The organism is Telluria mixta (assembly GCF_029223865.1).
Taxonomy (GTDB): Bacteria; Pseudomonadota; Gammaproteobacteria; order Burkholderiales; family Burkholderiaceae_D; genus Telluria; species Telluria mixta.
In genome coordinates, this window is the sequence record NZ_CP119520.1 from 2,626,651 (window position 1) to 2,650,438 (window position 23,788).

A 23,788-nucleotide genomic window follows, 5' to 3' on the forward strand; every position below is an offset into this window, starting at 1 on the left:
AGTACAGCAATCGAATGAAACTCAGCAAAAACGCGGGAGCAATGCCAAAAAAATGGAATTGCGGAAATATTTTTTTTGCTGTGGCGAATGCAATTAATGTGCCAAAAAGACAAGCCATTGATTTTTATCAAGGTTTCTTTTGGGCTTGGTAATGGTTGTAACAAGTTGTAAATAAAACCGACAATCACAGTGGGTATAACCGACGGGCGGTTACAAGGATGCGGCGCGCGGGAAGGGAGGAAGGGAATGAAAACGGGGCGCCGTAGCGCCCCGTCGGTCGTTATCGGCCCGCGTTCGGGCCGATGTTTTTGTCGAGGAAGGCCTCGACCCGGTTCCAGAAATCGACAGAATTCTTCGGCAGATGCCAGCCATGGCCTTCTTCCGGATATTCGATCCACTCGACGTTCCGGTTGGTCTTCGTGACGGCGTCGTGGAACTTCTGGCCGTGGTACAGCGGCACGCGGCGGTCGACGCCGCCGTAGGCCAGCAGCACCGGCTGCGTGATGCGGGCCGCCTGCTCGATGGGCGACGTGGCCTTCAGTTGCGCCGCGTCCTTCACACGGTCGCCGATCAGTTCCGGCATGCCGTAGGCCTTCCACTGGTCCGTCAGGTCGGATGCGCGGCTCCAGGCACCCGTGTACATCAGGTTGATGTCGGTGACGCCGACCCGGTATAGAGGTGTTCATCGCCCCCATCCCGGATGGGACGGGACACATAGATCATGTCGTCCTTGCGTGGACGCTGGGGCATGAGGAAGGTGTTCCACGGTTGCATCGGCACCTTGCCGATCAGTTCATGGCGCGAAGCGGAGTCGAAATAGCGGTCGGCCAGCTGCGCGAAATGCTGGCCGTCGCGGTCGACGGCGTACAGGCCGGGAGCATGCCGCACGTCGCCCTCGCCGATGCTTTTTTCGGTCAGGTCGAAGACGAGCCGCGTGCCGTTCACCCATTCGAAGTCGTCGATGTCGGCATCGTCGAACGCGGCCACCACGGTCGGCTTGTTGGTGGCGAGGTCGATCACGGCGAGATAGTCGTTGCGGTCGGGCGCGCCCGCGCGGACGGCCAGGTAACGCGCATCGGGCGACAGCGCGACGCGATGGATGGCGGCGTGCTGGAAAAAGGCGATGGCTGGCGGCGCGGTGTCAGCGGCCGGCGCGGCCCAGGCGGCATGGGCGAGTGCGGCGGAGAGAGCGAACAGATACGGCAGGGTACGGCGCAGGAACATGCAAATCCTCATCGAGAACATTGCATAAAGATAACATTTATTCCGGCGCCCGGATATGCGCCACGAGCCCCCCGCTCTCGCGCGGCGGCGCCGCCGTCAGCAGGCTGGCGACGACCAGCGCCAGCGCCCCCGCCGGCACGCCGAACACGCCCGCGGAGATGGGCGCGATGTGGAACCAGACGGCGTCCAGGCTCCCGCCCAGCATCGGATTCGTGTGCAGCATGTAGTAGATGCAGACGAGGAAGCCGGTCGCCATGCCCGCGATCGCGCCCGCGAAATTGGCCCGTTTCCAGAACACGCCCGCCACCAGCGCCGGGAACATGGTCGACCCCGCGAGCGAGAACGCGGCGCCGACGAGCGACAGGATGTCGGCCGGCTTTTGCGACGCGACATACGCGGCGATGAACGCGACCGCGAGCAGCAGCAGCTTGGAGATCGTCACGCGCTTCTGCGTGGAGGCGCCCGGGTCGACGATCTTGAAGTAGATGTCGTGCGACAGCGCGTTCGAGATCGCCAGCAGCAGGCCATCCGCCGTGGACAGCGCCGCCGCCAGGCCGCCGGCCGCCACCAGCCCGGAAATCACGTACGGCAGGCCGCCGATCTCCGGCGTGGCCAGGGTGAGCACGTCGCCGTCGATCGCGATCTCGGCCAGCTGCACGATGCCGTCGCCGTTGACGTCGACGATGCTGATCAATGGATTCGACTTGTCGACGTTGGCCCAGTACGAGACCCAGGTCGGCAGGGAATTGAAGTCCGTGCCGACGAGGGCCGTGTAGATATCGTACTTGGCCAGGACGGCCAGCGCCGGCATCGTCAGGTAGATCAGCAGGATGAAGAACAGTGTCCAGAACACGGACACGCGCGTCTCGTGCACGGACGGCGTCGTGTAGGAGCGCATCAGAATGTGCGGCAGCGCCGCCGTGCCGAACATCAGGCAGAACACGAGGGACAGAAAATTGTTGCGGCGGATGTCCGATTCTTCCCGCGTCTTGCCGGGGAACGGTTCCGCGTGCGGCTCCGGCGGCTGGGCGCGCGCCAGGTTGGCGGCGCGCAGTTCGGTCCACACGCGCGCGGCCTCGTCCGCGGTGCGCGGATAGTCGAGCAGTTCGCGTTCCGCGCTGCGTACCTCGGTCAGCGGCGCGTTGCGGCCGCGCGCCTTGTCCAGCCGGCGCTGCGCTTCGATCTTGCCCGCTTCCCAGGAGTGGGGCAGGGCGGCGATGCGCGCCGCGTAGTCGTCGGCGCGGGCGCGGAAACGGGCGCGCACTTCGGCCTCGCGCGGATCGGCCGCCAGCTGGGCTTCGCGCGCCGCCAGCTTGGGCAGCACGGAGCCGTACGCGACTTGCGGCACCGGGTTGCCCGCGAATTTCATCGACAGCCAGATCGTCGGGATCAGGAAGGCGACGAGGATGATGATGTACTGCGCAACCTGCGTCCACGTGATGGCGCGCATCCCACCCAGGAACGAGCACACGAGGATGCTGGCGAGGCCGAGGAAGATGCCGACCGAGAAATCGACGCCGGTGAAGCGCGACGCGATCAGGCCCACCGCGTAGATCTGCGCGACGACGTACGTGAACGAGACGACGATGGTGGCGCCGACCGCGAGCGCGCGCACGATGCTGCCCCGGCGCGTGCCGGTCTCGCCGCCGTAGCGCGCGGCGAGGAAGTCGGGGATCGTGTACTGGGCGAAGCGGCGCAGGTAGGGCGCGATCAGCAGCGCGACGAGGCAGTAGCCGCCCGTCCAGCCCATCACGTAGGCGAGGGCGTCGAAGCCGTGCAGGTACAGCGTGCCCGCCAGGCTGATGAAGCTGGCGGCCGAGATCCAGTCGGCCGCCGTCGCCATGCCGTTGAACAGCGCCGGGACCCGCCGCCCCGCCACGTAGTATTCGGACACGTTCGACGTGCGGCTGACGACGCCGATGATCGCGTACAGGACGATCGTCGCGAACATGTACAGGTGGCCGATCCACTGGCGCGGCATGCCCTCGTGTTCCAGGATCGCCAGCGCGCCCAGGAACAGCGCGAAGCACAGCGTGAACCACAGGTAGTAGCGGGACAGGCGGCGGAAGTAGGAGCGGGTCCTGGCGGCGGTGACGGTCATGGATGCCGCCCCAGCATCCGGTCGAAATCGCGGTCGAGGATGCGCATGCGCCAGGCGTACGCGCCGATGATGGCGAGGTAGGTCAGCGACGCACCCTGGGCCGCGAGGTAGAAGGACAGCGGCCAGCCGAACACGGACAGGTGCGCGAGGTCGCGCGCGAAGAACACGGTGCAGAAGCTCGTGGCCAGCCACAGCGCCAGCAGCAGGGCGATCAGGCGGCGCGCGCGCGCCCAGTGCGCGGCGCGCGCGGCGACGATGTGCTGGCGCTCGCGATCGGGGTCAGAGGAAAGAACGGTCTCGGTCGGCATCGGGGACAAGCGTGACGGTGGGCGGGAAGGTCAGCCGGAACAGGCTGCCCGGGAATTTCTTGTGCGTGCTGCGCGGGTTGTTGAAGATCTCGATGTCGGCCCCGTGCTGCTGCGCGATCTCGCGCACGATGGCGAGACCGAGGCCGGAACCGGAGGCGCTCGAACCGAGGATGCGATAAAAACGTTCGAACACACGGTGGCGCTCGGACGGCGCGATGCCGGGGCCCGTGTCCTCGACTTCCAGCAAGGCTTGATTGCCGTTGCCGATATTGGTTCCGCGCACGCGCACGGTGACGCTGCCGCCCGGCGGCGTGTAGCGCAGCGCGTTGTCGATCAGGTTCGACAGCAGCTCGCGCAGCATCATGGCGCTGCCGTCGATTTCCGGCGGGTCGCCGATGACTTCGTAGCCGAGGTCGATCTCGTGTGCGAAGGAGGCCTGTACCCAGTCCTGCACGACGTCGCGCGCCAATGCGGCAAGGTCGAGCGGCTCCAGCGTCTGGCCTGCATGCGGCTGGTTTTCCGCGCGGGCCAGCGCAAGCAACTGGTTGACGAGGCGCGTGGCCGATTCCGAGCTCTTGGCAAGTTGTTCGAGCGAGCGGTGGATCTCGTTCGGATCGACCTGGCGCAGCGCCAGCTCCGACTGCATGCGCATGCCCGCGAGCGGCGTCTTCATCTGGTGCGCGGCATCGGCAATGAAACGCTTCTGCACGGCTATCGTGTGCGCGAGGCGCGCCAGCATGTCGTTCAGCGAGCCGACGAGCGGCGAGATCTCTTCCGGCACCTGGCGCGAATCGATGGGCGACAGGTCGTCCGGCGGGCGCGCGCGGATGCGTTCCTGCAGTTGTGCGAGCGGCGACAGCCCGCGCGACAGGGCGAACCAGACGAGGGCCAGGATCACGGGCAGGATGATGAACTGCGGCAGGATCACGCCCTTGATGATCTCGTTGGCCAGCTGCGCGCGCTTGTCGAGCGTCTCCGCCACCTGCACGAGCGCGAGGCGCGGTTCCTGCGTGGCGTCCAGCAGAGGCTGCAGGTTCACCCAGGCATAGGCGATGCGCACCGGCGCGCCGTGCAGGGTCTCGGTGCGGAAGTGCACGCGGCCGCTGCGCTCGGCGTCGTCCGCGTTCGGCGGCGGCAGGTCGCGGTCGCCGTCGACGATCTCGCCGCGCGGGCCGCTGATCTGGAAATAGACGCTGTCGACGTCGTCCGCGCGCAGGATGTCGCGCGCAGTGCCGGGCAGGCGCGCGACGACTCTGCCGTCGACTTCCTTGACCTGCTGTGCGAGCACCGTGACGCTGTCTTCCAGCGCGTGGTCGAATGGCTGGTTCGCGATCGATTTCGCGACCAGGTACGTGATCGCGATGCTCATCGGCCACAGCAGCAGCAGCGGGGCCAGCATCCAGTCGAGGATTTCGCCGAACAGCGAGTGCTGGATGCTTTCTTCGGGCTCGGGCCTGGGCGGAACGTAGAGGTCGTCGACCGGTTCCGTGACGGCGAGCGGATCCGGTCCGGCCGCGCGCCGCTTGAAGGGTTTCACTTGTGGCCGCTGGCCGCGTCGGCGCTCTTGCGGGCGCTGTCACGGGGGGTATCGGAAAAACGTTCCAGGCAATAGCCCAACCCGCGCACGGTGGCGATGCGGATGCCGCCCGTCTCGATCTTCTTGCGCAGGCGGTGCACGTAGACCTCGATGGCGTTGTTCGACACTTCCTCGCCCCATTCGCACAGGTGGTCGACGAGCTGTTCCTTCGATACGAGGCGTCCCGTGCGCGCCAGCAGGATTTCCAGCAGGCCCAGTTCGCGCGCGGACAAATCGAGCATCTGGTCGTTGATGTACGCGCTGCGTCCGACCTGGTCGTACACGAGCGGGCCGTGGCGGATGACGGTCGAGCCGCCGCCCTGGCCGCGGCGGGTGAGGGCGCGCACGCGCGCTTCCAGTTCGGACAGCGCGAACGGCTTGGGCATGTAGTCGTCGGCGCCGGCGTCGAGGCCGCCCACGCGCTGCTCGATGGAATCGGCGGCCGTCAGGATCAGCACGGGCAGCAGCGAGCCGCGCGCGCGCAGGCGGCGCAGCACGTCCAGGCCGGACAGCTTGGGCAGGCCGAGGTCGAGGATCAGGAGATCGAATTCCTGGGTCGACAGCGCCGTGTCCGCGTCCTGGCCGTTCTTGACGCAATCGATGGCGTAGCCGGACTGGCGCAAGGAGCGCGTCAGCCCATCGGCCAATACGCTATCATCTTCGGCTAGTAAAATACGCATCTTTTCTCCCGGCTTTCGTTGTTCGACCCCGCTCACCCGCGTATTGTGTGTGAAGTTTCGCAACATGTCGAATCGGTCAAGCGACAGTAAATATCGCTTGCCAAAACCACTGGGATTTTATACAGTACTTCCTATTGAAATCGCGCGAGCGGCCCACACCTTGGTTCACTCTAGGACAGAAAGAAAGTTATGGACGACAAAAAATCCGCAGTAAATGCAGCCGAGAAGGGCAAGGCGCTGGCAGCAGCCCTCGCGCAGATCGAAAAGCAATTCGGTAAAGGCTCGGTGATGCGCATGGATACCAATGCGCCCGTCGAGGAAGTACAAACCGTCTCGACCGGCTCGCTGGGCCTGGACATCGCACTCGGCGTCGGAGGCCTGCCGCGTGGCCGTATCGTCGAGATCTATGGTCCGGAATCGTCGGGCAAGACGACGCTGACCCTGCAGACCATTGCCCAGATGCAGAAGCTGGGTGGCACCTGCGCGTTCATCGACGCCGAGCACGCGCTGGACGTGACCTATGCGCAAAAGCTGGGCATCAAGCTGGACGAGCTGCTGATCTCGCAGCCGGACACGGGTGAACAGGCGCTGGAAATCACGGACGCCCTCGTGCGTTCGGGCAGTGTCGACATGGTGGTCATCGACTCGGTGGCGGCACTGACGCCGCGCGCCGAGATCGAAGGCGACATGGGCGACTCCCTGCCGGGCCTGCAAGCCCGCCTGATGTCGCAGGCGCTGCGCAAGCTGACCGCATCGATCAACCGTACGAACACCCTGGTGATCTTCATTAACCAGATCCGTATGAAGATCGGCGTCATGTTCGGCAGCCCGGAAACGACGACCGGCGGTAACGCGCTGAAGTTCTACGCCTCCGTGCGTCTGGACATCCGCCGTACCGGCTCGATCAAGACCGGCGACGAGGTGATCGGTAACGAAACCAAGGTCAAGGTTGTCAAGAACAAGATCGCGCCCCCGTTCAAGGAAGCGCACTTCGACATCCTGTACGGCGAAGGCACGTCGCGCGAAGGCGAGATCATTGACCTGGGCGTGGACAACAAGATCGTCGAGAAGTCGGGTTCGTGGTACAGCTACGGTGGCGAGCGCATCGGCCAGGGCAAGGACAATGCCCGTATCTTCTTGAGGGAGCGTCCGGCACTGGCACGCGAAATCGAGAACAAGGTCCGCGCCGCCCTCGGCGTGCGCGAACTGCCGCCGGCCCCGGCCGGTGACGGTGCCGCCCAGCTGGCATCCGTCGGCGACGACGAGTAATCGTCGCTGATGCCGCGCCAGCAGCTGAGCCTCAAGGCTCGCGCGTTGAAGTATCTGTCGACGCGCGAGCACAGCCGGCTCGAACTGGCGCGCAAATTGTCGCGATATGCGGAGGAGGGCGACGACGTCGAAGCCCTCCTCGATTTCCTTGAAAAGAACAACTGGCTGTCGCAGGAGCGTTTTGCCGAATCGCTGGTCCACCGGCGCGCAGGACGCTACGGCAACGCCCGGGTGCTCGCCGAACTCCAGCAGCATGGCGTCGACGGCGACGCGTTCGACGAACTCAAGTCCGAACTGAAGGAATCCGAAACGGCACGGGCCCGCGAAGTCTGGCGCCGCAAGTTCGGCAGGGTTCCGCAGGATGCCGAGGAGCGCAGCAAACAGATGCGCTTCCTGATGCAACGCGGCTTTTCCCAAAGTGCGGTGCGTGCCGCGCTCAAAGGCAGCGACGACGAGGACGACCTCTGATCTCACCGTCGTGAATACCCCACTATCGTTCTGTTTATGACCGTGAGCTTGCGCTTTCGGCATCTCAACTTCGCAACATCTTCCCTTATCTTCCCTGCAAAAACCCTTCTGTAACCGGGGAGACGGTGCACAGCCCGGCACCCTGTGCTAAACTTTCATGGTTTAAGCAGCGCCGCAAGAGCGGTTGTTGCCGTAGAAGCTGCGGCAACGTGCATCAGGCACAACGGCTGCAAATTTTTTCGCCGCATACCGGCATTGGTGTTTATGCCCCTGTCTCCTCCCGCTCCGCGTAAGCCAAGGCACACGCGCGCCATTACCGTCGAAGCGTTCGCGCGCGACGATGGCCTGTGGGACCTCGACGCGTGCATCCGCGACACCAAGACGCATGATATTGCCCTGCCTTCCGGCTCCCGTCCGGCCGGCCTGCCGGTGCACGAACTCAAATTGCGGGTGACTATCGACCGCGACATGAACATCGTCGACGCCGAAGCCGCGTCCGATGCCGTACCCTATCCCGGTTTCTGCGACACCATTGCTCCTGCCTACAAGAAGCTCATCGGCTTGTCGCTGCTGAAACATTTCCGATTGCATCTGAAGGACCGCCTGTCCGGGGTACTCGGCTGCACCCACCTGACCGAACTCGCGCAAGTCCTGCCCACCGCGGCAATCCAGGCCTTCGCCGATGACGCGATGGCCAACCGCCCGTCCGATACGTCGGCCGAGCGGCCTTACGAACTGGACCGCTGCCACGCGCTGCGCCTCGACGGCCCTGCCGTCGAAACGTATTACCCGCGCTGGGCTCTCAAGGCGGTGCCGGGGTAGTGTCGTCCGGAGTAGACTCCGGGTTTGTCGCTTTTTTATTCAACCGCATTTCTAAATCAGTAACAGAAGAAGGGAAGCCAGCATGAAAATCCATGAGTATCAGGGCAAAGAGATCCTCCGAAAATTCGGAGTGACCGTTCCGCGCGGCATTCCGTGCCTGTCGGTCGACGAGGCTGTCAAAGCCGCTGAAGAGCTGGGCGGACCGGTCTGGGTGGTCAAGGCCCAGATCCATGCTGGCGGCCGTGGCAAAGGCGGTGGCGTGAAAGTCGCCAAGTCGCTGGAACAAGTGCGCGAATACGCGAACCAGATCCTGGGCATGCAGCTGGTGACCCACCAGACCGGTCCGGAAGGCCAGAAAGTCCGCCGTCTGCTGATCGAAGAAGGCGCCGACATCAAGAAAGAACTGTACGTGTCGCTGGTCACCGACCGCGTCACCCAGAAAGTCGTGCTGATGGCCTCGTCGGAAGGCGGCATGGACATCGAAGAAGTTGCACACAGCAACCCGGAAAAGATCCACAACGTCGTGATCGAGCCGAGCGTCGGCCTGACCGATGCGGATGCCGACGACATCGCCCGCAAGATCGGCGTGCCGGAAGGCTCGATCGCCGCTGCGCGCGCGAACCTGCAAGGCCTGTACAAAGCGTACTGGGAAACCGACGCATCGCTGGCTGAAATCAACCCGCTGATCATCACCGGCGACGGCAAGGTCATCGCCCTGGACGCCAAGTTCAACTTCGACTCGAACGCCCTGTTCCGTCACCCGGAAATCGTCGCCTACCGCGACCTGGACGAAGAAGATCCGGCCGAAGTCGAAGCATCGAAATTCGACCTGGCGTACATCTCGCTGGACGGTAACATCGGCTGCCTCGTGAACGGCGCCGGTCTGGCAATGGCCACCATGGACACCATCAAGCTGTTCGGCGGCGAGCCGGCCAACTTCCTGGACGTCGGCGGCGGCGCAACCGCCGAGAAGGTCACCGAAGCCTTCAAGATCATGCTGAAGAACCCGGGCCTGAAAGCCATCCTGGTCAACATCTTCGGCGGCATCATGCGCTGCGACGTGATCGCCGAAGGCGTGATCACCGCATCGAAGGCCGTGTCGCTGCAAGTGCCGCTGGTCGTCCGCATGAAGGGCACCAACGAAGACCTGGGCAAGAAGATGCTGGCCGACTCCGGCCTGCCGATCATCTCGGCCGACACCATGGAAGACGCAGCGAAGCAGGTCGTTGCCGCTGCAGCTGGCCAAGCCTAATTCGCAAAGGAAATAACATGTCGATTCTGATTAACAAAGACACCAAAGTCATCACCCAAGGTATCACCGGCAAGACCGGCCAATTCCACACCCGCATGTGCCGCGACTACGCGAACGGCCGTGAAGCCTTCGTCGCAGGCGTGAACCCGAAGAAAGCCGGTGAGGACTTCGAGGGTATCCCCATCTTCGCGAGCGTCAAGGAAGCCAAGCAGAACACCGGCGCCACCGTGTCGGTCATCTACGTTCCGCCGGCAGGCGCTGCCGCCGCCATCTGGGAAGCCGTGGAAGCCGAGCTGGACCTGGCAATCTGCATCACCGAAGGCATCCCTGTCCGTGACATGATGGAAGTCAAGGACCGCATGGCCAAGGCCGGTTCGAAGACCCTGCTGCTGGGCCCGAACTGCCCGGGTCTGATCACCCCGGACGAGATCAAGATCGGCATCATGCCGGGTCACATCCACAAGAAAGGCCGCATCGGCGTCGTGTCCCGTTCGGGCACGCTGACGTATGAAGCCGTCGGCCAGCTGACCGCACTGGGCCTCGGCCAGTCGTCGGCAGTCGGCATCGGTGGCGACCCGATCAACGGTCTGAAGCACATCGACGTGATGAAGATGTTCAACGACGATCCGGACACGGACGCCGTCATCATGATCGGCGAGATCGGCGGCCCGGACGAAGCCAATGCTTCGTACTGGATCAAGGACAACATGAAGAAGCCGGTCGTCGGCTTCATCGCCGGCGTCACCGCGCCGCCGGGCAAGCGCATGGGCCACGCCGGCGCGCTGATCTCGGGCGGTGCCGATACCGCCGACGCCAAGCTGGAAATCATGGAAGCCTGCGGTATCAAGGTCACCAAGAACCCGTCGGAAATGGCTCGTCTGCTGAAGGCGATGCTGTAATCCTGCGGATTCGCATCCGATGAACGGGACGCTTCGGCGTCCCGTTTTTTTTGTACTGACAATTTTTGTCGCAACTCAACAAAAACGGTCGGGGTGACAATTTTCGCCAACCCAGCGTGACAAAAATTGTCATGCGGCAATGCAAAAAACACGCAAAAACCCACAATTCGATGGCACCGTGCTAACGATTCCGTACGGAAATGTCCTGGCACGCCGATTGCATAGTGTAAAGGGCAGAAGCAAGCAGTAACCGGATACGAAGTACCCCTTTAATTTTGCAGTGCCCCCACCTGGAGAGACATCATGAAAGCACCGAAAATCGTCAAGAAAGCCCAAGCCGGCTTCACCCTGATCGAACTGATGATCGTTGTCGCGATTATCGGTATCCTGGCCGCCGTGGCCATCCCGGCTTACCAGAACTACGTCGCCAAGTCGAAGTTCACGGCTGCGCTGGCTGAAGTGTCGGCTGGTAAAACTGCCTTCGACGTCAAGCTGAACGATGGCGCAACTATTGCCGCCCCGGCAGATATCGGCCTGCCCGCCAGCACCGCCCCGACGACGAACTGCAAGTTCGGCGCCGGCTCCGACAACATCGTTTGCAAAATCCAGGGCGGCCCGGCTACCGTCAAGGATAAAAACATCAAGCTGACGCGCGGCACGGATGGCGCCTGGACGTGCAGCACCAGCGTGACCGCTGACGACGCAGCCAAGGTCATTCCGACCGGCGCCTGCCCGACCAGCGCTGCAACGATCACCGACCCGACCTAATCGGGCTGAAGTATGAAAAACCCGGCTGCGGCCGGGTTTTTTTTCGTTTACCGCGCAGTACGTCGGATCGCGCAATCGCCATCCATCCAGACGATCAGACGATCTTCTGCCGATCCGCCAGCAACGCCTCGTACGTCAGGTTCTGCAGCAGCGTGTAGTGCACGGGATCGAGGTCCACGAACTGCACGCCGTACGCAAACCCCTCGGCCTGTTCCGTCCCGCCCGAGAGGGCGCTGATGTTGCGCACGGCCGCGCGCGTACGGACGCGGATTTCCTGGTTATTGGGCGGCGCCAGCAGGGCGAATTCCAGGTCGATTTCGTCCTCGTCCTGGGGCAGGCTCTTCTTCGATTCGATGCGGGCGCCGTTCACGCTCAGGTTCGTCAGCAGGCAATCGGCGCCCGGCACGGTGGCGTTTTTCGGGATGACCTTGGCGGGAATGTCGACCTTGACCCGCATCGCCGTGCGCAGGCTCGTGCCCTGGATCGTGCGCGGGAACGAGATGTGGGCGTACAGCAGCGGCCGCCCGAACACGCGTTCGACCGTGCACGCGAACGAGCACACGTGGATGCCCGAGAACACGCGCATCGTCACCCGCTCGCCCTCGACCAGCGGGATCGGCGCGCCGTTATCCATCGGGATCTTGACGATCAGGTATTCGTCCTTCAACCAGCCGATCAGCGTGGAGAAGTGCTGCACGGGTTTCAGGCGCCGGTGCGTGATGAATTGCAGGCGTACGCCCACCTGCAGGTTCATCGACTCGAATTCGAATTCCTGGGGTTTGAGTTCGCGGTCCGCTTGCGGGTCGTTCATGATGTTTTCATCTCAGAAGCGGGCAATAGTAGCACCGAGGCAATTCTTTGGAAACGAAAAAAACGCCTGTACGTACAGGCGTTTTTCGTCATCCAGGCAACAATTACACGTGGATTTACTGCTTCAGGTGCTGGTCCAGCCAGCCGATCACGGTGTGATGCCACAGCACGGAATTGGCCGGCTTCAGCACCCAGTGGTTCTCGTCCGGGAACACCAGCAGCTTGCTGTCGATGCCGCGCCGCTGCAGCGCCGTGAACGTGGACAGGCCCTGGGCCGTGGGGATGCGGAAGTCGAGGTCGCCCTGCACGACGAGCATCGGCGTCTTCCACTTGTTCACGTGCAACACCGGGTTGAAGCGCTCATGCTTGTCCGGCACGCTGAAGTACGGACCGCCGTTTTCCCAATCGGTGAACCATTGTTCCTCGGTCGAATAGGCCATGCCGCGGGTGTCGAACACGCCGTCGTGGTTGACGATGCACTTGAAACCGTCGGACCAGTTACCCTCGATCCAGTTCATCATGTAGCCGCCATACGACGCGCCCAGCGCGCACGCGTGCGGGCGGTCCAGCCAGGCATATTTCGCGGTGGCCGCGGCCAGGCCTTTTTTCAGGTCCTCGAGCGGCTTGCCGCCCCAGTCGCCGCTGATGGCGTCCGTGAACTTCTGGCCGTAGCCGGTCGAGCCATGGAAATCGATGAACACGGTCGCATAGCCCGCACCCGCGTACACCTGCGGGTTCCAGCGGTAGCTCCAGCCGTTGCCGAAGCTGCCCTGCGGGCCGCCGTGCACGAGGAAGGCGATCGGATACTTTTTGCCCGGCTCATAGTTCCACGGCTTCATCACATGGCCATAGACGGTGTCGCCGTTCGCGCCCTTGAACGAGAACTGTTCATAGTCGCCCCAACGCACGTCGGCCAGCTTCTCCTCGTTCACGTGGGTCAATTGCTTGGGTTGGTTAGTGCCCAACTGCATGCCAAACAATTGCGCGCCCGATGCCAGATTCGCTTGCGTGAACGCGACGGTATCGCCGCGCACGTCGAAGCCGCCGATGGAACCCTTGTCGGTCAGCGGAGAGACTTTACCGCTGGCCACGTCGATGGCGAACAGGCGGTGCTGGCCGATGTCCTCGGCATCCGCGATGAGCGTCTTGCCGTCGGCCGTCCACTGGATGCTGCCCGGCGAGCGGTCCCAGCTTTCGGCCACGTTGCGCTTCTTGCCGGTGGCGAGATCGAGCAGCACGATGTGGTAGCGGTCTGCCTCGAAGCCGGGGCGGCTCATGGCCAGGTAGGCGAGGGTGCGGCCGTCCGGCGAGAACACGCCTTTCGTGTCCCAGGCGTGATTGTCGGCCGTCAGGTTGCGCGGCGTGCCGCCCGTGGCGGGGACCGTGTACAGGTCGAAGTTCGTCGACCACGCCTCCGTCTTGCCGGCGATGCGCGCCGAGAACACGACGGTCTTGCCGTCCGGGCTGAAGCGGAATTCCTCGCGGTCGCCGAACGGTTTCGATGGCACGTCGCCGTCGAGGGCGCCCGACAGGCTGACCGGCGTGCCGTTCACGCGGCCGGACGCATCCAGCGGCGCCGCGTACAGCACGTTGTTGCGGCCGTCTGACCACGTGTCCCAGTGGCGCACGAACAGGCGGTCGTAGACTTTGCCGCTGGCCTTGTCCTTCTCTTTCGCATCGACGCGCGCCTTCGTGCAGGCAAGGTCGGCGCAGTCGCGGAACACGGCCATGCTCAGCAGCATGCGGTCGCCCGTCGGCGCGACGCGAAAGGCGTCCACGTCGAGCGGCAGATCGGTCACGCGGACCGCGTCGCCGCCGGCCGCCGGTACGCGCCACACCTGGCCCGAGCCCGAACGTGACGACAGGAAATAGATCGCGTCGCCGTTCGGCGACCATTCCGGATCCGTGCTGCTGGCAGCGTCCGACGTCAGGCGTTGCGGGGCCGGACTGGCGGCGCGCAGGTCGACCAGGTAGAGGTCGGTATGGCCGCGGTTCTTGCCCATGTCGGTCGTGCGCACCGTGTACACGACGCGGCCGCCGTCCGGCGACACCGCCGGGCTGCCGACGCGTTCCATCGTCACCAGGTCTTCGACCGTGAATCCGCGCAGTGCGGCCGTCGCGCCGAACGCCGTGCCCGTCAGGGCGGCGGCCAGCGCCAGCATACGTAATTTCATCCTGTCCTCTCGCTTGTGGCTTGTGAATACGCGGCCTGCCGGTCAGGCGCGGCCGCGGAAAGCCAGCAATTTACCACGTGCAAGATGACGCGGGAAATGGAGGTTAGAACTCTTCCCACTCGTCCGCGGTGGCCGCCGTTTTCACGGGCGCGCGCGCGGGGGCCGGCTTGACGCTCGGCGCCGGCTTCGGTGCCGCCAGTACCTTGGCGGCCTTCGCGGCACGGATCGGCGCCACGGGTGCGGCCGGCGCAGTCGCCGCTGCGCGGTCGTCGAGGCGGAACACGCTGACCAGTTCCGCCAGCTTGGCCGCCTGGCCCTGCAGCGCTTCCGACGCGGCCGCGGCTTCCTCGACGAGACCCGCGTTCTGCTGGGTCACGTTGTCCATCTGGCTGATCGCCTGGTTGATTTGCTCGATGCCGCTGGTCTGTTCCTGGCTGGCGGCGCTGATCTCGGCCATGATGTCGGTCACGCGCTGGATGCTCGCGACGACCTCGTGCATCGTGCTGCCGGCCTGGGCGACGAGCCTGGTGCCGGTCTCGACCTTGTCGACGGAGTCGCCGATCAGGGCCTTGATTTCCTTGGCGGCGGCCGCCGAGCGCTGGGCCAGGGTCCGCACTTCGCCCGCGACGACCGCGAAGCCGCGACCCTGCTCGCCGGCACGCGCGGCCTCGACCGCGGCGTTCAGCGCCAGGATGTTCGTCTGGAACGCGATGCCGTCGATGACGGTGATGATGTCCACGATCTTCTTCGACGAATCGTTGATCGAGCCCATCGTCTGCACGACCTGCGCCACGACGTCGCCGCCCTGGCCGGCCACGGTCGACGCCGTCTGCGCCAGCACATTGGCCTGGCGTGCGTTGTCCGCGTTCTGCTTCACGGTCGACGTCAGCTCTTCCATCGACGACGCCGTTTCCTCGAGCGAGCTGGCCTGTTGTTCCGTGCGCGACGACAGGTCCAGGTTGCCGCTCGCGATTTCGGCGGAGGCGGAACTGATGGCATCCGTGCCGTGGCGCACTTCGCTGACGATGCTGGCCAGGCGATCGCGCATGGATTTCATCGCGAACAGCAGGCTCGTCTCGTCACCGGGGCGCAGCTGCACGTGGGTGCCCAGGTCGCCGTCGGCGATGCGGGCTGCGATGTCGGCGGCATAGGCGGGTTCGCCGCCCAGCTGGCGCGTCAGGCTCCGGGTGATCAGGATGCCGAAGGCGGTGCCGACCAGGGCGCTGAGCGCGACCAGCACGAGCAGCGTGGCGCGGCTGTTTTCATAGGCGTTCTTGTTGCTCAGATTGGTTTCCTGGGCCATCTGTTCCTTGTTGTGGGCCAGCTCCGCCAATCTGGCGTCGAGGTCCTGCGACTTGGGCAGCATCGTGCCGAACAGGTAGTCGACGGAATCGCGTTTGGGCTGGAGCGGCTCCGCCTTCACGCGCTTGACCAGCTCCGCGATGATGCCATCGTAGTCGCGCAGCTGGGCGTCGGCTTCGGCAAAGATGTGCCTGCCTTCGTCCGAGTGGAACAGTGGACGCGCCTTGTCGAGGTTTTCCTTCAGCTGCTGCTTGTACTTGTCGGCGTCGGCCAGCAACTTTGCGCGCTGTTCGTCGGTCGACGCCAGCATGGCGCCGCGCAGCGAACGGCCGAGGGAAACCTGGTCCAGGTCGGCTTCCTTGACGTAGGAAATGCCCAGCAATTCCTTTTGGTACATACGCTTGGCCCGCTCGTTCATCTGGGTCATGTTGTACACCGCAATGCCGGCGACGATGGCGCCGAGCACGACGACGGCAAGAAAACCAAGGGTCAGCCGGGTCGCGACCTTCATCTGCTTGAACATGGCACGTCTCCTGATGATGAGTTCAGGTAAATGTTAATTGATGTTTGGAAATAATTTGTGAGAATTCGGACGCGTACGTACGATCTGGCGCGTTTTCCCAACACTTACTTTGATGCCTGTTTTGTTCAATATTTGGTCGATAAAGGATTGTTTAGCAGGACGATATTTTTAGTGATTTTTCTGTCTATTTCTCTCATTACAATGGTCGGATTGCCTTTTGACAAAGGATGTACAGCATGACCACTATCACCATGAAGTTTTCGCAAGCCGTGATCGATCAGGATCACGCGCTGGAATTGCAGGACCATGCGTTCACGAACTCCTTCGCCGGCCTGTTCGGCAACATCGAAAAATACGAACAAGAGCTGAACCTGGGGGAGCCCGTCAGCTCGACGCTGAGCGGTTCCACACTGACCGTCCGCTATACGAGCGGCGCCACGGAGACGTACAAGAACGTGGTACTCGACAATCCTGGCGGCGCCAGCGGCCATGGCAGTGCCAACGATTACGAACTTCTTCAAAGTGGCGTTGCCGGGGTGTACGGCACGGGCAAGATCAATTTCGACTACAAGGTCGAGGGCGCCAACACCTGGCTGCTGGTGTCGACGCAAGGGGATGTATTCGACACCCTGGGCGTCGCCACCGACCTGAAGGCCGGCAGCTCCGGCTATGACCCGGTGTTCGGCAACTTCGGCGTCGGACTCAAGGGGAACCTGAACTTCACGCCGCAAGGCGACATGATCGGCTCCATCGGCAGCATGACGCTGTACGCGGAAAAATTCCTGGACTCGACTAGGATAGATGGCAATTTTTATATCGACAGTTCCCGTCCGGACCCGGTCGGCGGCGTGATGACCGGCTACAAGGAGCTGTACCGGGACGGCAGCGTGCTGCAGATCAGCGGTTTCTCGACCACGTTGAACGCGCAGCAGAACCTGGATGACGCGTGGTCCGACGGCCGTTATTTCAACGGTGACGACGTCCTCTCCGTGGACCTGCCGGCGCACGTGTACGCGCCCTTCATGCTGCAGGCCGGCGCCGGCAACGACCGCGTCAGCCTCAACGGCGGTGGCGGACAACTGGGCGTGATGGCCGGCGACGGCAACGACCAGGTCACGCTGTTCGGCGGCGCGCATACCGTCGATGGCGGCGGCGGCATCGACACGGTTCGGCTGTCCGTTGCGCGCGCCGATGCGACCGTCCAGCGGATCGGCACGTCGGGCAGCTCATACACCGTGACCGACAAGGCGGGCACGGTCGACCAGCTGTCGGGCGTCGAACGCATCGCCTTCAGCGACGCGACCATCGCGCTGGACATCGACGGCACCGCCGGCCAGGCTTACCGCATCTACCAGGCCGCGTTCAACCGCACGCCCGACAAGGCCGGCCTCGGTTACTGGATCAACGCGATGGACCGCGGCGCAAGTTTTACCAGTGTGGCCAAGGGTTTCCTCGATTCGGACGAATACCACAAGGCGTACGACGGCGTGGCGTCGAACCGCGCACTGGTCACCAAATACTACGAGAACATCCTGCACCGCACGCCGGACGCGGGCGGCCTGGATTTCTGGGCCGGTGTACTCGACAGCAAGGCGGCCGGTACCGCGGACGTGCTGGCTTCCATCAGCGACAGTGCCGAGAACAAGGCCGGCCTGATCGGCGTGATCGGCAACGGGTTCGAGTACACGCCTTACGGGCAGGGCTGAGGTACCTTGCGCGAATTGACGTCGGACCGGAACACGATCGGTTGCGCGGGCCGCCACACGGCATCCTGCTGTGCGCGCTGCGCATGCATCACGATCGTCTGCACGTCGCCATGCCGTGCCGACTTCGCGCATACGGGGTCCGCGTTCGCGGCATCGCCCGTCAGCGCATGGGCCTGGCAGCGGCAGCCGCCGAAGTCCTTCCCTTTGTCGTCGCACGTGCGGCACGGATCCTTCATCCAGGCATCACCGCGGTAGCGGTTGAATGCGTCGCTGTCGTACCAGATGTCCTTCACGCTTGTGGTGCGGACATTCGGGAAATCGATGCCCGGCAACGTGCGGGCCGCGTGACAGGGCAGGGCGGTGCCGTCCGGCGCGATGCCGAGGAACACGCCGCCCCAACCGTTCATGCAGGCCTTGGGGCGCGCCTCGAAATAGTCGGGCACGACGAACAGGATGCGCATCCGGTTGCCGATCCGCGCGCGGCACGCATTCACGACGCTTTCCGCACGCTCGACCTGCTCCCGCGTCGGCATCAACTGGTCGCGGTTGACGAGCGCCCAGCCGTAATACTGCGTGTTGGCCAGTTCCAGGTACTCGACACCCATCTCGACGGCCATGGCTATGATCTTTTCCACATGGTCGAGATTGAAGCGGTGCAGCACGACATTCAGCACCATCGGATAGTCGTACTGCTTGATGAGCCGGGCGACACGCGCCTTCAGGTCGAACGTTTTCGTGCTCGACAGGAAATCGTTCAGCTCGCGCGTCGAATCCTGGAACGACAGCTGGATGTGGTCCAGGCCCAGTTCCTTCATGCGCGCGAGACGCGATTCGGTCAGGCCAATGCCGGACGTGATCAAATTCGTATAAAACCCCAGCCGGCGGCCTTCGCCGACCAGCTCTTCGAGATCGTCCCGCAGCAGCGGCTCGCCGCCCGAGAAGCCGAGCTGTGCGGCGCCGAGCTGGCGCGCCTGGCGCATCACGTCGAACCATTGCTCGGTCGTCAGTTCGGTGCGGTCGTTGGCGTAATCGACCGGGTTGTAGCAGAACGGGCAGTGCAGCGGGCAGCGGTAGGTCAGCTCGGCCAGCAGCCAGAGCGGCGGCGCGATGGCCGCGCGGAAGGTCGGGGCGTTCATGGCGCGCTCACACGATCCAGCCGCGTTCGCTGGCGACGCGCAGGAAGTCGTCGACGTCGTCACGCAGGCCGCCGCAGTTGAACGCCTGTTCGAGTTCGCCGACGATCGCCGGCACGGTACGGGCGCCATCGCAGCGTTTCAGGATCTCGGCCGCGCTCTGGCTCAACTTCACCATCCCTTCCGGATACAGGAGCACGTAGTTGCCTTGGGCCTCTTCCCACTGCATGCGGAACAGGCGCGACAGGGCGGGTTGGTCGGGAACGGTGTACATGGAATCCTCCTCAGGGATAAGCCTTCTCGATCGCGTCGAGCATGGTCCACAGGATGTCGAGCTTGAACTGCAGGATCTCGAGCGCGCGCTCCTGCTGGGCGCGGGTGGTGAAATGGCCGAGCGTCACTTCGAGCCCGTGTTCGACGTCGCGCTCCGCCAGCGAGATGCGGCTGCGGAAATATTGCAAGCCGTCGGGATCGATCCACGCGTAATGCGTCGGCCAGTTGGCCAGCCGGTCCTTGTGGATCTTCGGCGCGAACATCTCCGTCAGCGACGAGCAGACGGCTTCCTGCCACGGCGCCTGGCGCGCAAAATTGACGTACGCATCGACGGCGAAGCGCACGCCCGGCACGACGTGCCGCTGCGACCACAGCGCCTCGCGCGTGAGCCCGACGGCTTCGCCGAGCCGCACCCACGCCTCGATGCCGCCCTCGTTCTCTCCCCAGCCGTCATGGTCGAGGATGCGCCGCACCCACCGGCGCCGCGTGGCGCGGTCCGGGCAATTGGCGATGATGGCGCCATCCTTTTGCGGGATATTGACCTGGTAATAGAACCGGTTGGCGACCCACCCGCGGATCTGGTCCGGGCCCAGCAGGCCGTCATTCATTTTGACGTTGAACGGATGGTAGATGTGATAGCCGGCGCCTCGTGCGCGCAGTTGCGCCTCGAATTCGTCGCGGCTCCATGCGTCGATGCTCATAGCGTGATCTCCATGCCGTCGAACGCGACCTCGATGCCGTGGTGTGCGAGCAGGGCGCGCTCGTCCGAGTCTTCGTCCAGGATCGGATTCGTGTTGTTGATGTGGATGAGCACCTTGCGCCGCGCCTTGACGCCGTCGAGCACGGCGATCATGCCGTCGTCGCCCGATTGCGGCAGGTGGCCCATGTCGGCCGCCGTTTTTTTGGAAAACCCCAGCGCGATCATTTCGTCCGCACGCCAGAACGTGCCGTCGACGAGCACGCAATCCGCTTTCTGCAGCGCGGCGTCCACGTGCGGATCGATCGCGCCGAGTCCGGGCGCGTAGAACACGGTTTTTCCCGTTTGCGTATCCTCGATCAGCAGGCCGATGTTGTCGCCCGGGTGCGGATCGTTGCGGTGGTCGGAATACGGCGGTGCCTTGCTGTTCAGCGCCAGCGGCGTGAAGCGGATGCCGTCGATGCCGGGCACGTGCATGCCGCCTTCGATCGGCAGCTCATGCCAGCGCACGCCGCAATAGTGCGACAGCACGGGCACGAGCGGCAGACCCTGGTTGAGTTCGCGCCAGACCTGTGCGGTGCAATAGAGAGGTAGCTCTTTCCCCTCGCGCAGCATCAGGAGGCCTGTGACATGGTCGATCTGCGCATCCATCAGCATGACGGCGGCGATACCGGAATCGCGCCGGGCGCGCGCCGGCTGCAGGGCCGGTGTCGCGCGGATCTGCGCGAGGATGTCCGGCGACGCGTTGATCAGGACCCAGTCGGTCCCGTTGCCGGACACGGCGATCGACGATTGCGTGCGCGCCGTTGCGCGGATGGTGCCGTTGCGCAGTCCGGCGCAATTGCGGCAATTGCAGTTCCACTGCGGGAAACCGCCTCCGGCCGCGGAGCCTAATACGACGATGTTCATGACGGGATCCGGTAAGCCCGCGGCAGCGCCGCGGGCGGGTGCTGTGTCAGCGATTCGCGATGTACATCGTGATTTCGAAACCGAAACGCCAGTCGATGAATTCAGGTTTGGTCCAGGCCATGGTTGTCTCCTTGATCGTTGGATGGGTTATGAATGCGCGACGCGCAGTCAAGGAGGAATTCGCAATATCCATGCCACATGGTGTGGCGCGGTATCTCAGGGGCGGGGCTGTGTCAAAGATGAACAGTTGTATTGCACGACGATACATCTGTGACAGAATTGTCCAGTTTCGATGATCACCTTCATCTCAAGGAGACGATATGGACGATGGGTACAAGCCGGATGGCTATAACGCGGTGTCGCCGTACTTGTTGGTGAAAGATGTGCGCGTCATGCTCGATTTCCTCGTGCACGCGTTCGGCGCGACGGAACTGCGGCGCCAGCCCGATGCCGAGGGCGGGATCCGGCATGCGGAAGTGCGCATCGGCGATTCGGTGGTGATGATGGGATGCCGGCCTGGCGCTGACCTGATCGCCTCGGTACACGTGTATGTCGAGGATGTCGACAGGGTCTACGCGCGGGCGCTGGACCACGGTGCGACGAGCCTGTCCGAGCCGCGCGACCAGCCGTATGGGGACCGGACGGCGGGGGTGCAGGATGGGCAGGGGAATTACTGGTGGATCGGGACGCGGTTGTGAGCTTACACCTGCGCCGTCCAGTCCCCGCTCTTGCCCCCGTGCTTTTCCAGCACGCGCACATTGGTCATGACCATCCCCCGATCCGCCGCCTTGCACATGTCATAAATGGTCAGCAGGCCGACCTGCACGGAAGTGAGCGCCTCCATCTCGACCCCGGTCTTGCCGTAGGTCTCCACCTGCGCCCGGCAATGCACGCTGTTGTTCGCCTCGTCGATCTCGAAATCGACGGCGACCCGCGTGATGGCCAGCGGATGGCACAGGGGGATGAGGTCGCTCGTCCGCTTGGCTGCCATGATGGCCGCGATGCGCGCCACGCCCAGCACGTCGCCCTTCTTGGCCGAGCCTGACGTCACCAGTGCCAGGGTGGCCGGCTGCATGCGGATGGTGCCGGCGGCGACGGCGATGCGGTGGGTTGCGTCCTTGGCGCCCACGTCGACCATGTGGGCTTGTCCGGTGGCGTCGAAGTGGGTTAGGGGGCTGTCGGCGGGGGATGTTGTCATGTTGTCGAGGGAGCGAAGTCACAAAATTTGACCCAGCAGTAGTAACGGCCGGGAAGCGGTTATCATAGCATCGTGAAACCTAACCCGATTTCAGCGATGTTGCAGCTTTCACCAAGGTGGCCGTGGCGCCGTGTCGCGGCGGCCGCCGCCGGCCTGGTCGTGGCCACCGCCGGCGCGCTTGCCGCCCCCACTGTTCCCGTCCTGCGCGGCGGCGCCGATACGACCGGGTTGCCGACGCTCGGCGATACCGCGCGTGCCGACTTGTCGCCCTTCCTGGAGCGCAAGCTGGGCGAGGAAATCATGAACGATATCCGGCGCGATCCCGATTACCTGGACGACGACGCGATCATCGAGTTCCTGAACAACTTCGGCGAAAACCTCGTGTCGTTTGCGCCCGGCGCGCGCGGGGAGACGAACGCCGATTTCTTCTTCTTTGCTGTGCGCGATCCGATGATCAACGCGTTCGCGCTGCCCGGCGGCTTCATCGGCGTGCACTCGCAGTTGCTGATCTCGGCGCAGAACGAATCGGAACTGGCATCCGTGCTGTCGCACGAGATCGGCCACGTGCAGCAGCGCCACATCGCGCGCATGATCGGCCAGCAGAAACAGGATGCGCTGCTGCCGCTGGCCGCGCTGCTGCTGGCGGCGCTCGTCGGCAAGGCGGGCGGCGGGGCCGATGCTGCGATGGGTGTCATGCTGGGCGGACAGGGTCTCGCCATCCAGCGCCAGCTGAATTTCAGCCGCGACGCCGAGCGCGAGGCCGACCGCGTCGGTTTCCAGACGATGCGCGCGGCCGGCTACGACACGTCGGGCATGGTGGCGTTCTTCAAGCGCCTGCAGAGCACGACGCGCGTCTATGGCGAGGCGCCGGCCTGGCTCAGCAGCCACCCGCTGACGGGCGAGCGCATCGCCGACATCCAGGCGCGCATCCGCGACAATCCGAAGCTGATGCACATCCGGCCGGACAGCATCGAATTCCACATCGTCCGCGCCCGCGCGCGGGTGCTGCAGGACGAAAGCCAGAAGGGCCGCGACGAAGCGAAATCCACGTTCGACAGCCAGTTGGCCCAGCCGAACACGCAGCAGCAGACGGCCGCGATGTACGGTCTGTCGTTCCTCGCGCTGAGGCAGGGCGACCTGAAGGGGGCGCAGAGCTGGCTCGACAAGGCGAAGGCATCGACGAAACCGCGCCCGGGCGTGTTTTCGAGCGAACGCAGCGGCACGGACGGCAGCGCCCTGTTCGCCGGCCTCGCCACCGAGATCAAGCTGGCGCCGGGCCAGCCGCCCGAGGTCGTCCGCCAGGCCGTGCAGGACGCGGAAGCTGCGTACCAGAAATTCCCGCTGTCGCGCATGCTGGCGCGCCAGTACGCCGACGCGCTGATCGCGGACGGCAAGCTGGACAAGGCGGCCCAGTTCCTGCGCGACCAGGTGCAGCAATACCGCGAAGAGCCCAAGCTCTACGACCAGCTCGCCAAGGCCTATGCGGCCCAGGGCAGGATCGCGCTGCAGCACATGGCGCTCGCCGAATCGTATGTGCTGACGGGTGCGTTGCCGGCCGCTGTCGACCAGCTCAATCTCGCGCGCAAGGCGAAGGATGTGTCGTTCTACGACCAGGCCGTGATCGATGCGCGCGAACGCGAACTGAACGAGCGCCAGAAGGACGAGAAGAAAGAGAAGAAGGACAAGGATCGCTGAT

24 protein-coding genes and 1 pseudogene are annotated in these 23,788 nt (G+C 64.1%); 10 read left to right on the forward strand and 15 right to left on the reverse strand.

All coding sequences use genetic code 11. From position 1 onward, the window contains the following. Window positions 1-14 precede the first annotated feature (14 nt). Window positions 15-152: a hypothetical protein gene (locus P0M04_RS11685; RefSeq protein WP_259450646.1), complete on the forward strand. Its 138-nt coding sequence runs from the start codon at window positions 15-17 to the stop codon at window positions 150-152. A 128-nt stretch (window positions 153-280) separates the two neighbouring features. On the opposite strand, the pseudogene P0M04_RS11690 reads toward P0M04_RS11685, so the two are convergent. The 6 genes and pseudogenes from P0M04_RS11690 to P0M04_RS11715 all read right to left on the reverse strand — a co-directional run. Next, window positions 281-667, reverse strand: a pseudogene (locus tag P0M04_RS11690) (alpha/beta hydrolase family protein); the annotation flags it as partial. After that, entirely contained in the window at window positions 643-1,224 is a 582-nt protein-coding gene (locus tag P0M04_RS11695) for a hypothetical protein (protein ID WP_259450648.1), read from the reverse strand. The gene P0M04_RS11695 and the pseudogene P0M04_RS11690, both read right to left, overlap by 25 nt. 37 nt (window positions 1,225-1,261) lie before the next feature. Then, complete coding sequence (locus tag P0M04_RS11700; protein WP_259450649.1) at window positions 1,262-3,325, reverse strand: sodium:solute symporter family protein; 2,064 nt, start codon at window positions 3,323-3,325, stop codon at window positions 1,262-1,264. Beyond that, window positions 3,322-3,633: a DUF4212 domain-containing protein gene (locus P0M04_RS11705; protein WP_259450650.1), complete on the reverse strand. Its 312-nt coding sequence runs from the start codon at window positions 3,631-3,633 to the stop codon at window positions 3,322-3,324. The genes P0M04_RS11700 and P0M04_RS11705 overlap by 4 nt, the downstream gene beginning before the upstream one ends. Continuing rightward, complete coding sequence (locus P0M04_RS11710; RefSeq protein WP_259450651.1) at window positions 3,605-5,170, reverse strand: sensor histidine kinase; 1,566 nt, start codon at window positions 5,168-5,170, stop codon at window positions 3,605-3,607. The genes P0M04_RS11705 and P0M04_RS11710 overlap by 29 nt, the downstream gene beginning before the upstream one ends. Next, window positions 5,167-5,889: a response regulator gene (locus P0M04_RS11715; protein ID WP_259450652.1), complete on the reverse strand. Its 723-nt coding sequence runs from the start codon at window positions 5,887-5,889 to the stop codon at window positions 5,167-5,169. Before P0M04_RS11715 ends, P0M04_RS11710 begins: the two co-directional genes overlap by 4 nt. Before the next feature lie 189 nt (window positions 5,890-6,078). Here P0M04_RS11715 and recA point away from each other — a divergent pair, with 189 nt between their 5' ends. The 6 genes from recA (at window position 6,079) to P0M04_RS11745 (ending at window position 11,367) form a co-directional block, all read left to right on the forward strand. Continuing rightward, the gene (gene recA, locus P0M04_RS11720) at window positions 6,079-7,158 is read left to right on the forward strand and encodes a recombinase RecA (RefSeq protein ID WP_259450653.1); all 1,080 of its coding nucleotides are present in this window, start codon (window positions 6,079-6,081) and stop codon (window positions 7,156-7,158) included. A 9-nt stretch (window positions 7,159-7,167) separates the two neighbouring features. Next, a complete protein-coding gene (gene recX, locus P0M04_RS11725; RefSeq protein WP_259450654.1) occupies window positions 7,168-7,626 on the forward strand; it encodes a recombination regulator RecX in 459 nt (152 codons plus the stop codon). 264 nt (window positions 7,627-7,890) lie between these two features. Further along, a complete protein-coding gene (locus P0M04_RS11730) occupies window positions 7,891-8,448 on the forward strand; it encodes a DUF2889 domain-containing protein (protein ID WP_259450655.1) in 558 nt (185 codons plus the stop codon). 82 nt (window positions 8,449-8,530) lie between these two features. Then, a complete protein-coding gene (gene sucC / locus P0M04_RS11735) occupies window positions 8,531-9,700 on the forward strand; it encodes an ADP-forming succinate--CoA ligase subunit beta (RefSeq protein ID WP_259450656.1) in 1,170 nt (389 codons plus the stop codon). A 17-nt stretch (window positions 9,701-9,717) separates the two neighbouring features. Beyond that, a complete protein-coding gene (gene sucD, locus P0M04_RS11740; protein ID WP_056124704.1) occupies window positions 9,718-10,599 on the forward strand; it encodes a succinate--CoA ligase subunit alpha in 882 nt (293 codons plus the stop codon). A 303-nt stretch (window positions 10,600-10,902) separates the two neighbouring features. Beyond that, complete coding sequence (locus P0M04_RS11745; RefSeq protein ID WP_281042407.1) at window positions 10,903-11,367, forward strand: pilin; 465 nt, start codon at window positions 10,903-10,905, stop codon at window positions 11,365-11,367. Window positions 11,368-11,461: 94 nt separating this feature from the next. Here the strand turns inward: P0M04_RS11745 and P0M04_RS11750 are convergent, their stop codons facing one another. The 3 genes from P0M04_RS11750 to P0M04_RS11760 form a co-directional block, all read right to left on the reverse strand. Then, complete coding sequence (locus tag P0M04_RS11750) at window positions 11,462-12,178, reverse strand: flagellar brake protein (protein ID WP_259450657.1); 717 nt, start codon at window positions 12,176-12,178, stop codon at window positions 11,462-11,464. A 115-nt stretch (window positions 12,179-12,293) separates the two neighbouring features. Beyond that, a complete protein-coding gene (locus P0M04_RS11755) occupies window positions 12,294-14,351 on the reverse strand; it encodes a S9 family peptidase (protein ID WP_259450658.1) in 2,058 nt (685 codons plus the stop codon). Window positions 14,352-14,454: 103 nt separating this feature from the next. After that, window positions 14,455-16,176 (reverse strand): methyl-accepting chemotaxis protein, encoded by a 1,722-nt coding sequence (locus P0M04_RS11760; protein ID WP_281042408.1) that lies wholly within the window; start codon window positions 16,174-16,176, stop codon window positions 14,455-14,457. 236 nt (window positions 16,177-16,412) lie between these two features. Here P0M04_RS11760 and P0M04_RS11765 point away from each other — a divergent pair, with 236 nt between their 5' ends. Then, window positions 16,413-17,882 (forward strand): DUF4214 domain-containing protein, encoded by a 1,470-nt coding sequence (locus P0M04_RS11765; protein WP_259450659.1) that lies wholly within the window; start codon window positions 16,413-16,415, stop codon window positions 17,880-17,882. Here the strand turns inward: P0M04_RS11765 and pqqE are convergent. From pqqE to pqqA, 5 genes are read right to left on the reverse strand one after another with little or no spacing between them, the layout of a single operon-like run. Beyond that, window positions 17,867-19,018 (reverse strand): pyrroloquinoline quinone biosynthesis protein PqqE, encoded by a 1,152-nt coding sequence (pqqE, locus tag P0M04_RS11770; RefSeq protein WP_259450660.1) that lies wholly within the window; start codon window positions 19,016-19,018, stop codon window positions 17,867-17,869. The two genes, P0M04_RS11765 and pqqE, sit on opposite strands and share 16 nt — an antisense overlap. 7 nt (window positions 19,019-19,025) lie before the next feature. Beyond that, window positions 19,026-19,289, reverse strand: coding sequence for a pyrroloquinoline quinone biosynthesis peptide chaperone PqqD (gene pqqD / locus P0M04_RS11775; protein WP_259450661.1), 264 nt, complete (start codon window positions 19,287-19,289; stop codon window positions 19,026-19,028). A gap of 10 nt (window positions 19,290-19,299) precedes the next feature. Beyond that, window positions 19,300-19,989 carry a pyrroloquinoline-quinone synthase PqqC gene (gene pqqC / locus P0M04_RS11780; protein ID WP_259450662.1) on the reverse strand — a complete coding sequence of 230 codons (690 nt, stop codon included), beginning with the start codon at window positions 19,987-19,989 and terminating at the stop codon, window positions 19,300-19,302. Further along, a complete protein-coding gene (gene pqqB / locus P0M04_RS11785; protein ID WP_259450663.1) occupies window positions 19,986-20,894 on the reverse strand; it encodes a pyrroloquinoline quinone biosynthesis protein PqqB in 909 nt (302 codons plus the stop codon). Before pqqB ends, pqqC begins: the two co-directional genes overlap by 4 nt. A gap of 46 nt (window positions 20,895-20,940) precedes the next feature. Next, window positions 20,941-21,015, reverse strand: a complete 75-nt coding sequence (gene pqqA, locus P0M04_RS11790; protein ID WP_081984033.1) for a pyrroloquinoline quinone precursor peptide PqqA — start codon at window positions 21,013-21,015, stop codon at window positions 20,941-20,943. A 199-nt stretch (window positions 21,016-21,214) separates the two neighbouring features. On the opposite strand from pqqA, the gene P0M04_RS11795 reads away from it, so the two are divergent. After that, the gene (locus P0M04_RS11795; protein WP_259450664.1) at window positions 21,215-21,592 is read left to right on the forward strand and encodes a VOC family protein; all 378 of its coding nucleotides are present in this window, start codon (window positions 21,215-21,217) and stop codon (window positions 21,590-21,592) included. A 2-nt stretch (window positions 21,593-21,594) separates the two neighbouring features. Here P0M04_RS11795 and moaC read toward each other — a convergent pair whose 3' ends face one another. Next, complete coding sequence (moaC, locus tag P0M04_RS11800) at window positions 21,595-22,092, reverse strand: cyclic pyranopterin monophosphate synthase MoaC (RefSeq protein ID WP_259450665.1); 498 nt, start codon at window positions 22,090-22,092, stop codon at window positions 21,595-21,597. 96 nt (window positions 22,093-22,188) lie between these two features. Here moaC and P0M04_RS11805 point away from each other — a divergent pair, with 96 nt between their 5' ends. Next, window positions 22,189-23,787 carry a M48 family metalloprotease gene (locus P0M04_RS11805; RefSeq protein ID WP_259450666.1) on the forward strand — a complete coding sequence of 533 codons (1,599 nt, stop codon included), beginning with the start codon at window positions 22,189-22,191 and terminating at the stop codon, window positions 23,785-23,787. Window position 23,788 lies beyond the last annotated feature (1 nt).

Coding starts and splice junctions, on each gene's coding strand:
- P0M04_RS11685 (WP_259450646.1), top strand. CDS start 15: ATGAAACTCAGCAAAAACGCGGGAGCAATGCCAAAAAAATGGAATTGC.
- P0M04_RS11695 (WP_259450648.1), bottom strand. CDS start 1,224: ATGTTCCTGCGCCGTACCCTGCCGTATCTGTTCGCTCTCTCCGCCGCA.
- P0M04_RS11700 (WP_259450649.1), bottom strand. CDS start 3,325: ATGACCGTCACCGCCGCCAGGACCCGCTCCTACTTCCGCCGCCTGTCC.
- P0M04_RS11705 (WP_259450650.1), bottom strand. CDS start 3,633: ATGCCGACCGAGACCGTTCTTTCCTCTGACCCCGATCGCGAGCGCCAG.
- P0M04_RS11715 (WP_259450652.1), bottom strand. CDS start 5,889: ATGCGTATTTTACTAGCCGAAGATGATAGCGTATTGGCCGATGGGCTG.
- recA (WP_259450653.1), top strand. CDS start 6,079: ATGGACGACAAAAAATCCGCAGTAAATGCAGCCGAGAAGGGCAAGGCG.
- recX (WP_259450654.1), top strand. CDS start 7,168: ATGCCGCGCCAGCAGCTGAGCCTCAAGGCTCGCGCGTTGAAGTATCTG.
- P0M04_RS11730 (WP_259450655.1), top strand. CDS start 7,891: ATGCCCCTGTCTCCTCCCGCTCCGCGTAAGCCAAGGCACACGCGCGCC.
- sucC (WP_259450656.1), top strand. CDS start 8,531: ATGAAAATCCATGAGTATCAGGGCAAAGAGATCCTCCGAAAATTCGGA.
- sucD (WP_056124704.1), top strand. CDS start 9,718: ATGTCGATTCTGATTAACAAAGACACCAAAGTCATCACCCAAGGTATC.
- P0M04_RS11745 (WP_281042407.1), top strand. CDS start 10,903: ATGAAAGCACCGAAAATCGTCAAGAAAGCCCAAGCCGGCTTCACCCTG.
- P0M04_RS11750 (WP_259450657.1), bottom strand. CDS start 12,178: ATGAACGACCCGCAAGCGGACCGCGAACTCAAACCCCAGGAATTCGAA.
- P0M04_RS11755 (WP_259450658.1), bottom strand. CDS start 14,351: ATGAAATTACGTATGCTGGCGCTGGCCGCCGCCCTGACGGGCACGGCG.
- P0M04_RS11760 (WP_281042408.1), bottom strand. CDS start 16,176: ATGTTCAAGCAGATGAAGGTCGCGACCCGGCTGACCCTTGGTTTTCTT.
- P0M04_RS11765 (WP_259450659.1), top strand. CDS start 16,413: ATGACCACTATCACCATGAAGTTTTCGCAAGCCGTGATCGATCAGGAT.
- pqqE (WP_259450660.1), bottom strand. CDS start 19,018: ATGAACGCCCCGACCTTCCGCGCGGCCATCGCGCCGCCGCTCTGGCTG.
- pqqD (WP_259450661.1), bottom strand. CDS start 19,289: ATGTACACCGTTCCCGACCAACCCGCCCTGTCGCGCCTGTTCCGCATG.
- pqqC (WP_259450662.1), bottom strand. CDS start 19,989: ATGAGCATCGACGCATGGAGCCGCGACGAATTCGAGGCGCAACTGCGC.
- pqqB (WP_259450663.1), bottom strand. CDS start 20,894: ATGAACATCGTCGTATTAGGCTCCGCGGCCGGAGGCGGTTTCCCGCAG.
- P0M04_RS11795 (WP_259450664.1), top strand. CDS start 21,215: ATGGACGATGGGTACAAGCCGGATGGCTATAACGCGGTGTCGCCGTAC.
- moaC (WP_259450665.1), bottom strand. CDS start 22,092: ATGACAACATCCCCCGCCGACAGCCCCCTAACCCACTTCGACGCCACC.
- P0M04_RS11805 (WP_259450666.1), top strand. CDS start 22,189: ATGTTGCAGCTTTCACCAAGGTGGCCGTGGCGCCGTGTCGCGGCGGCC.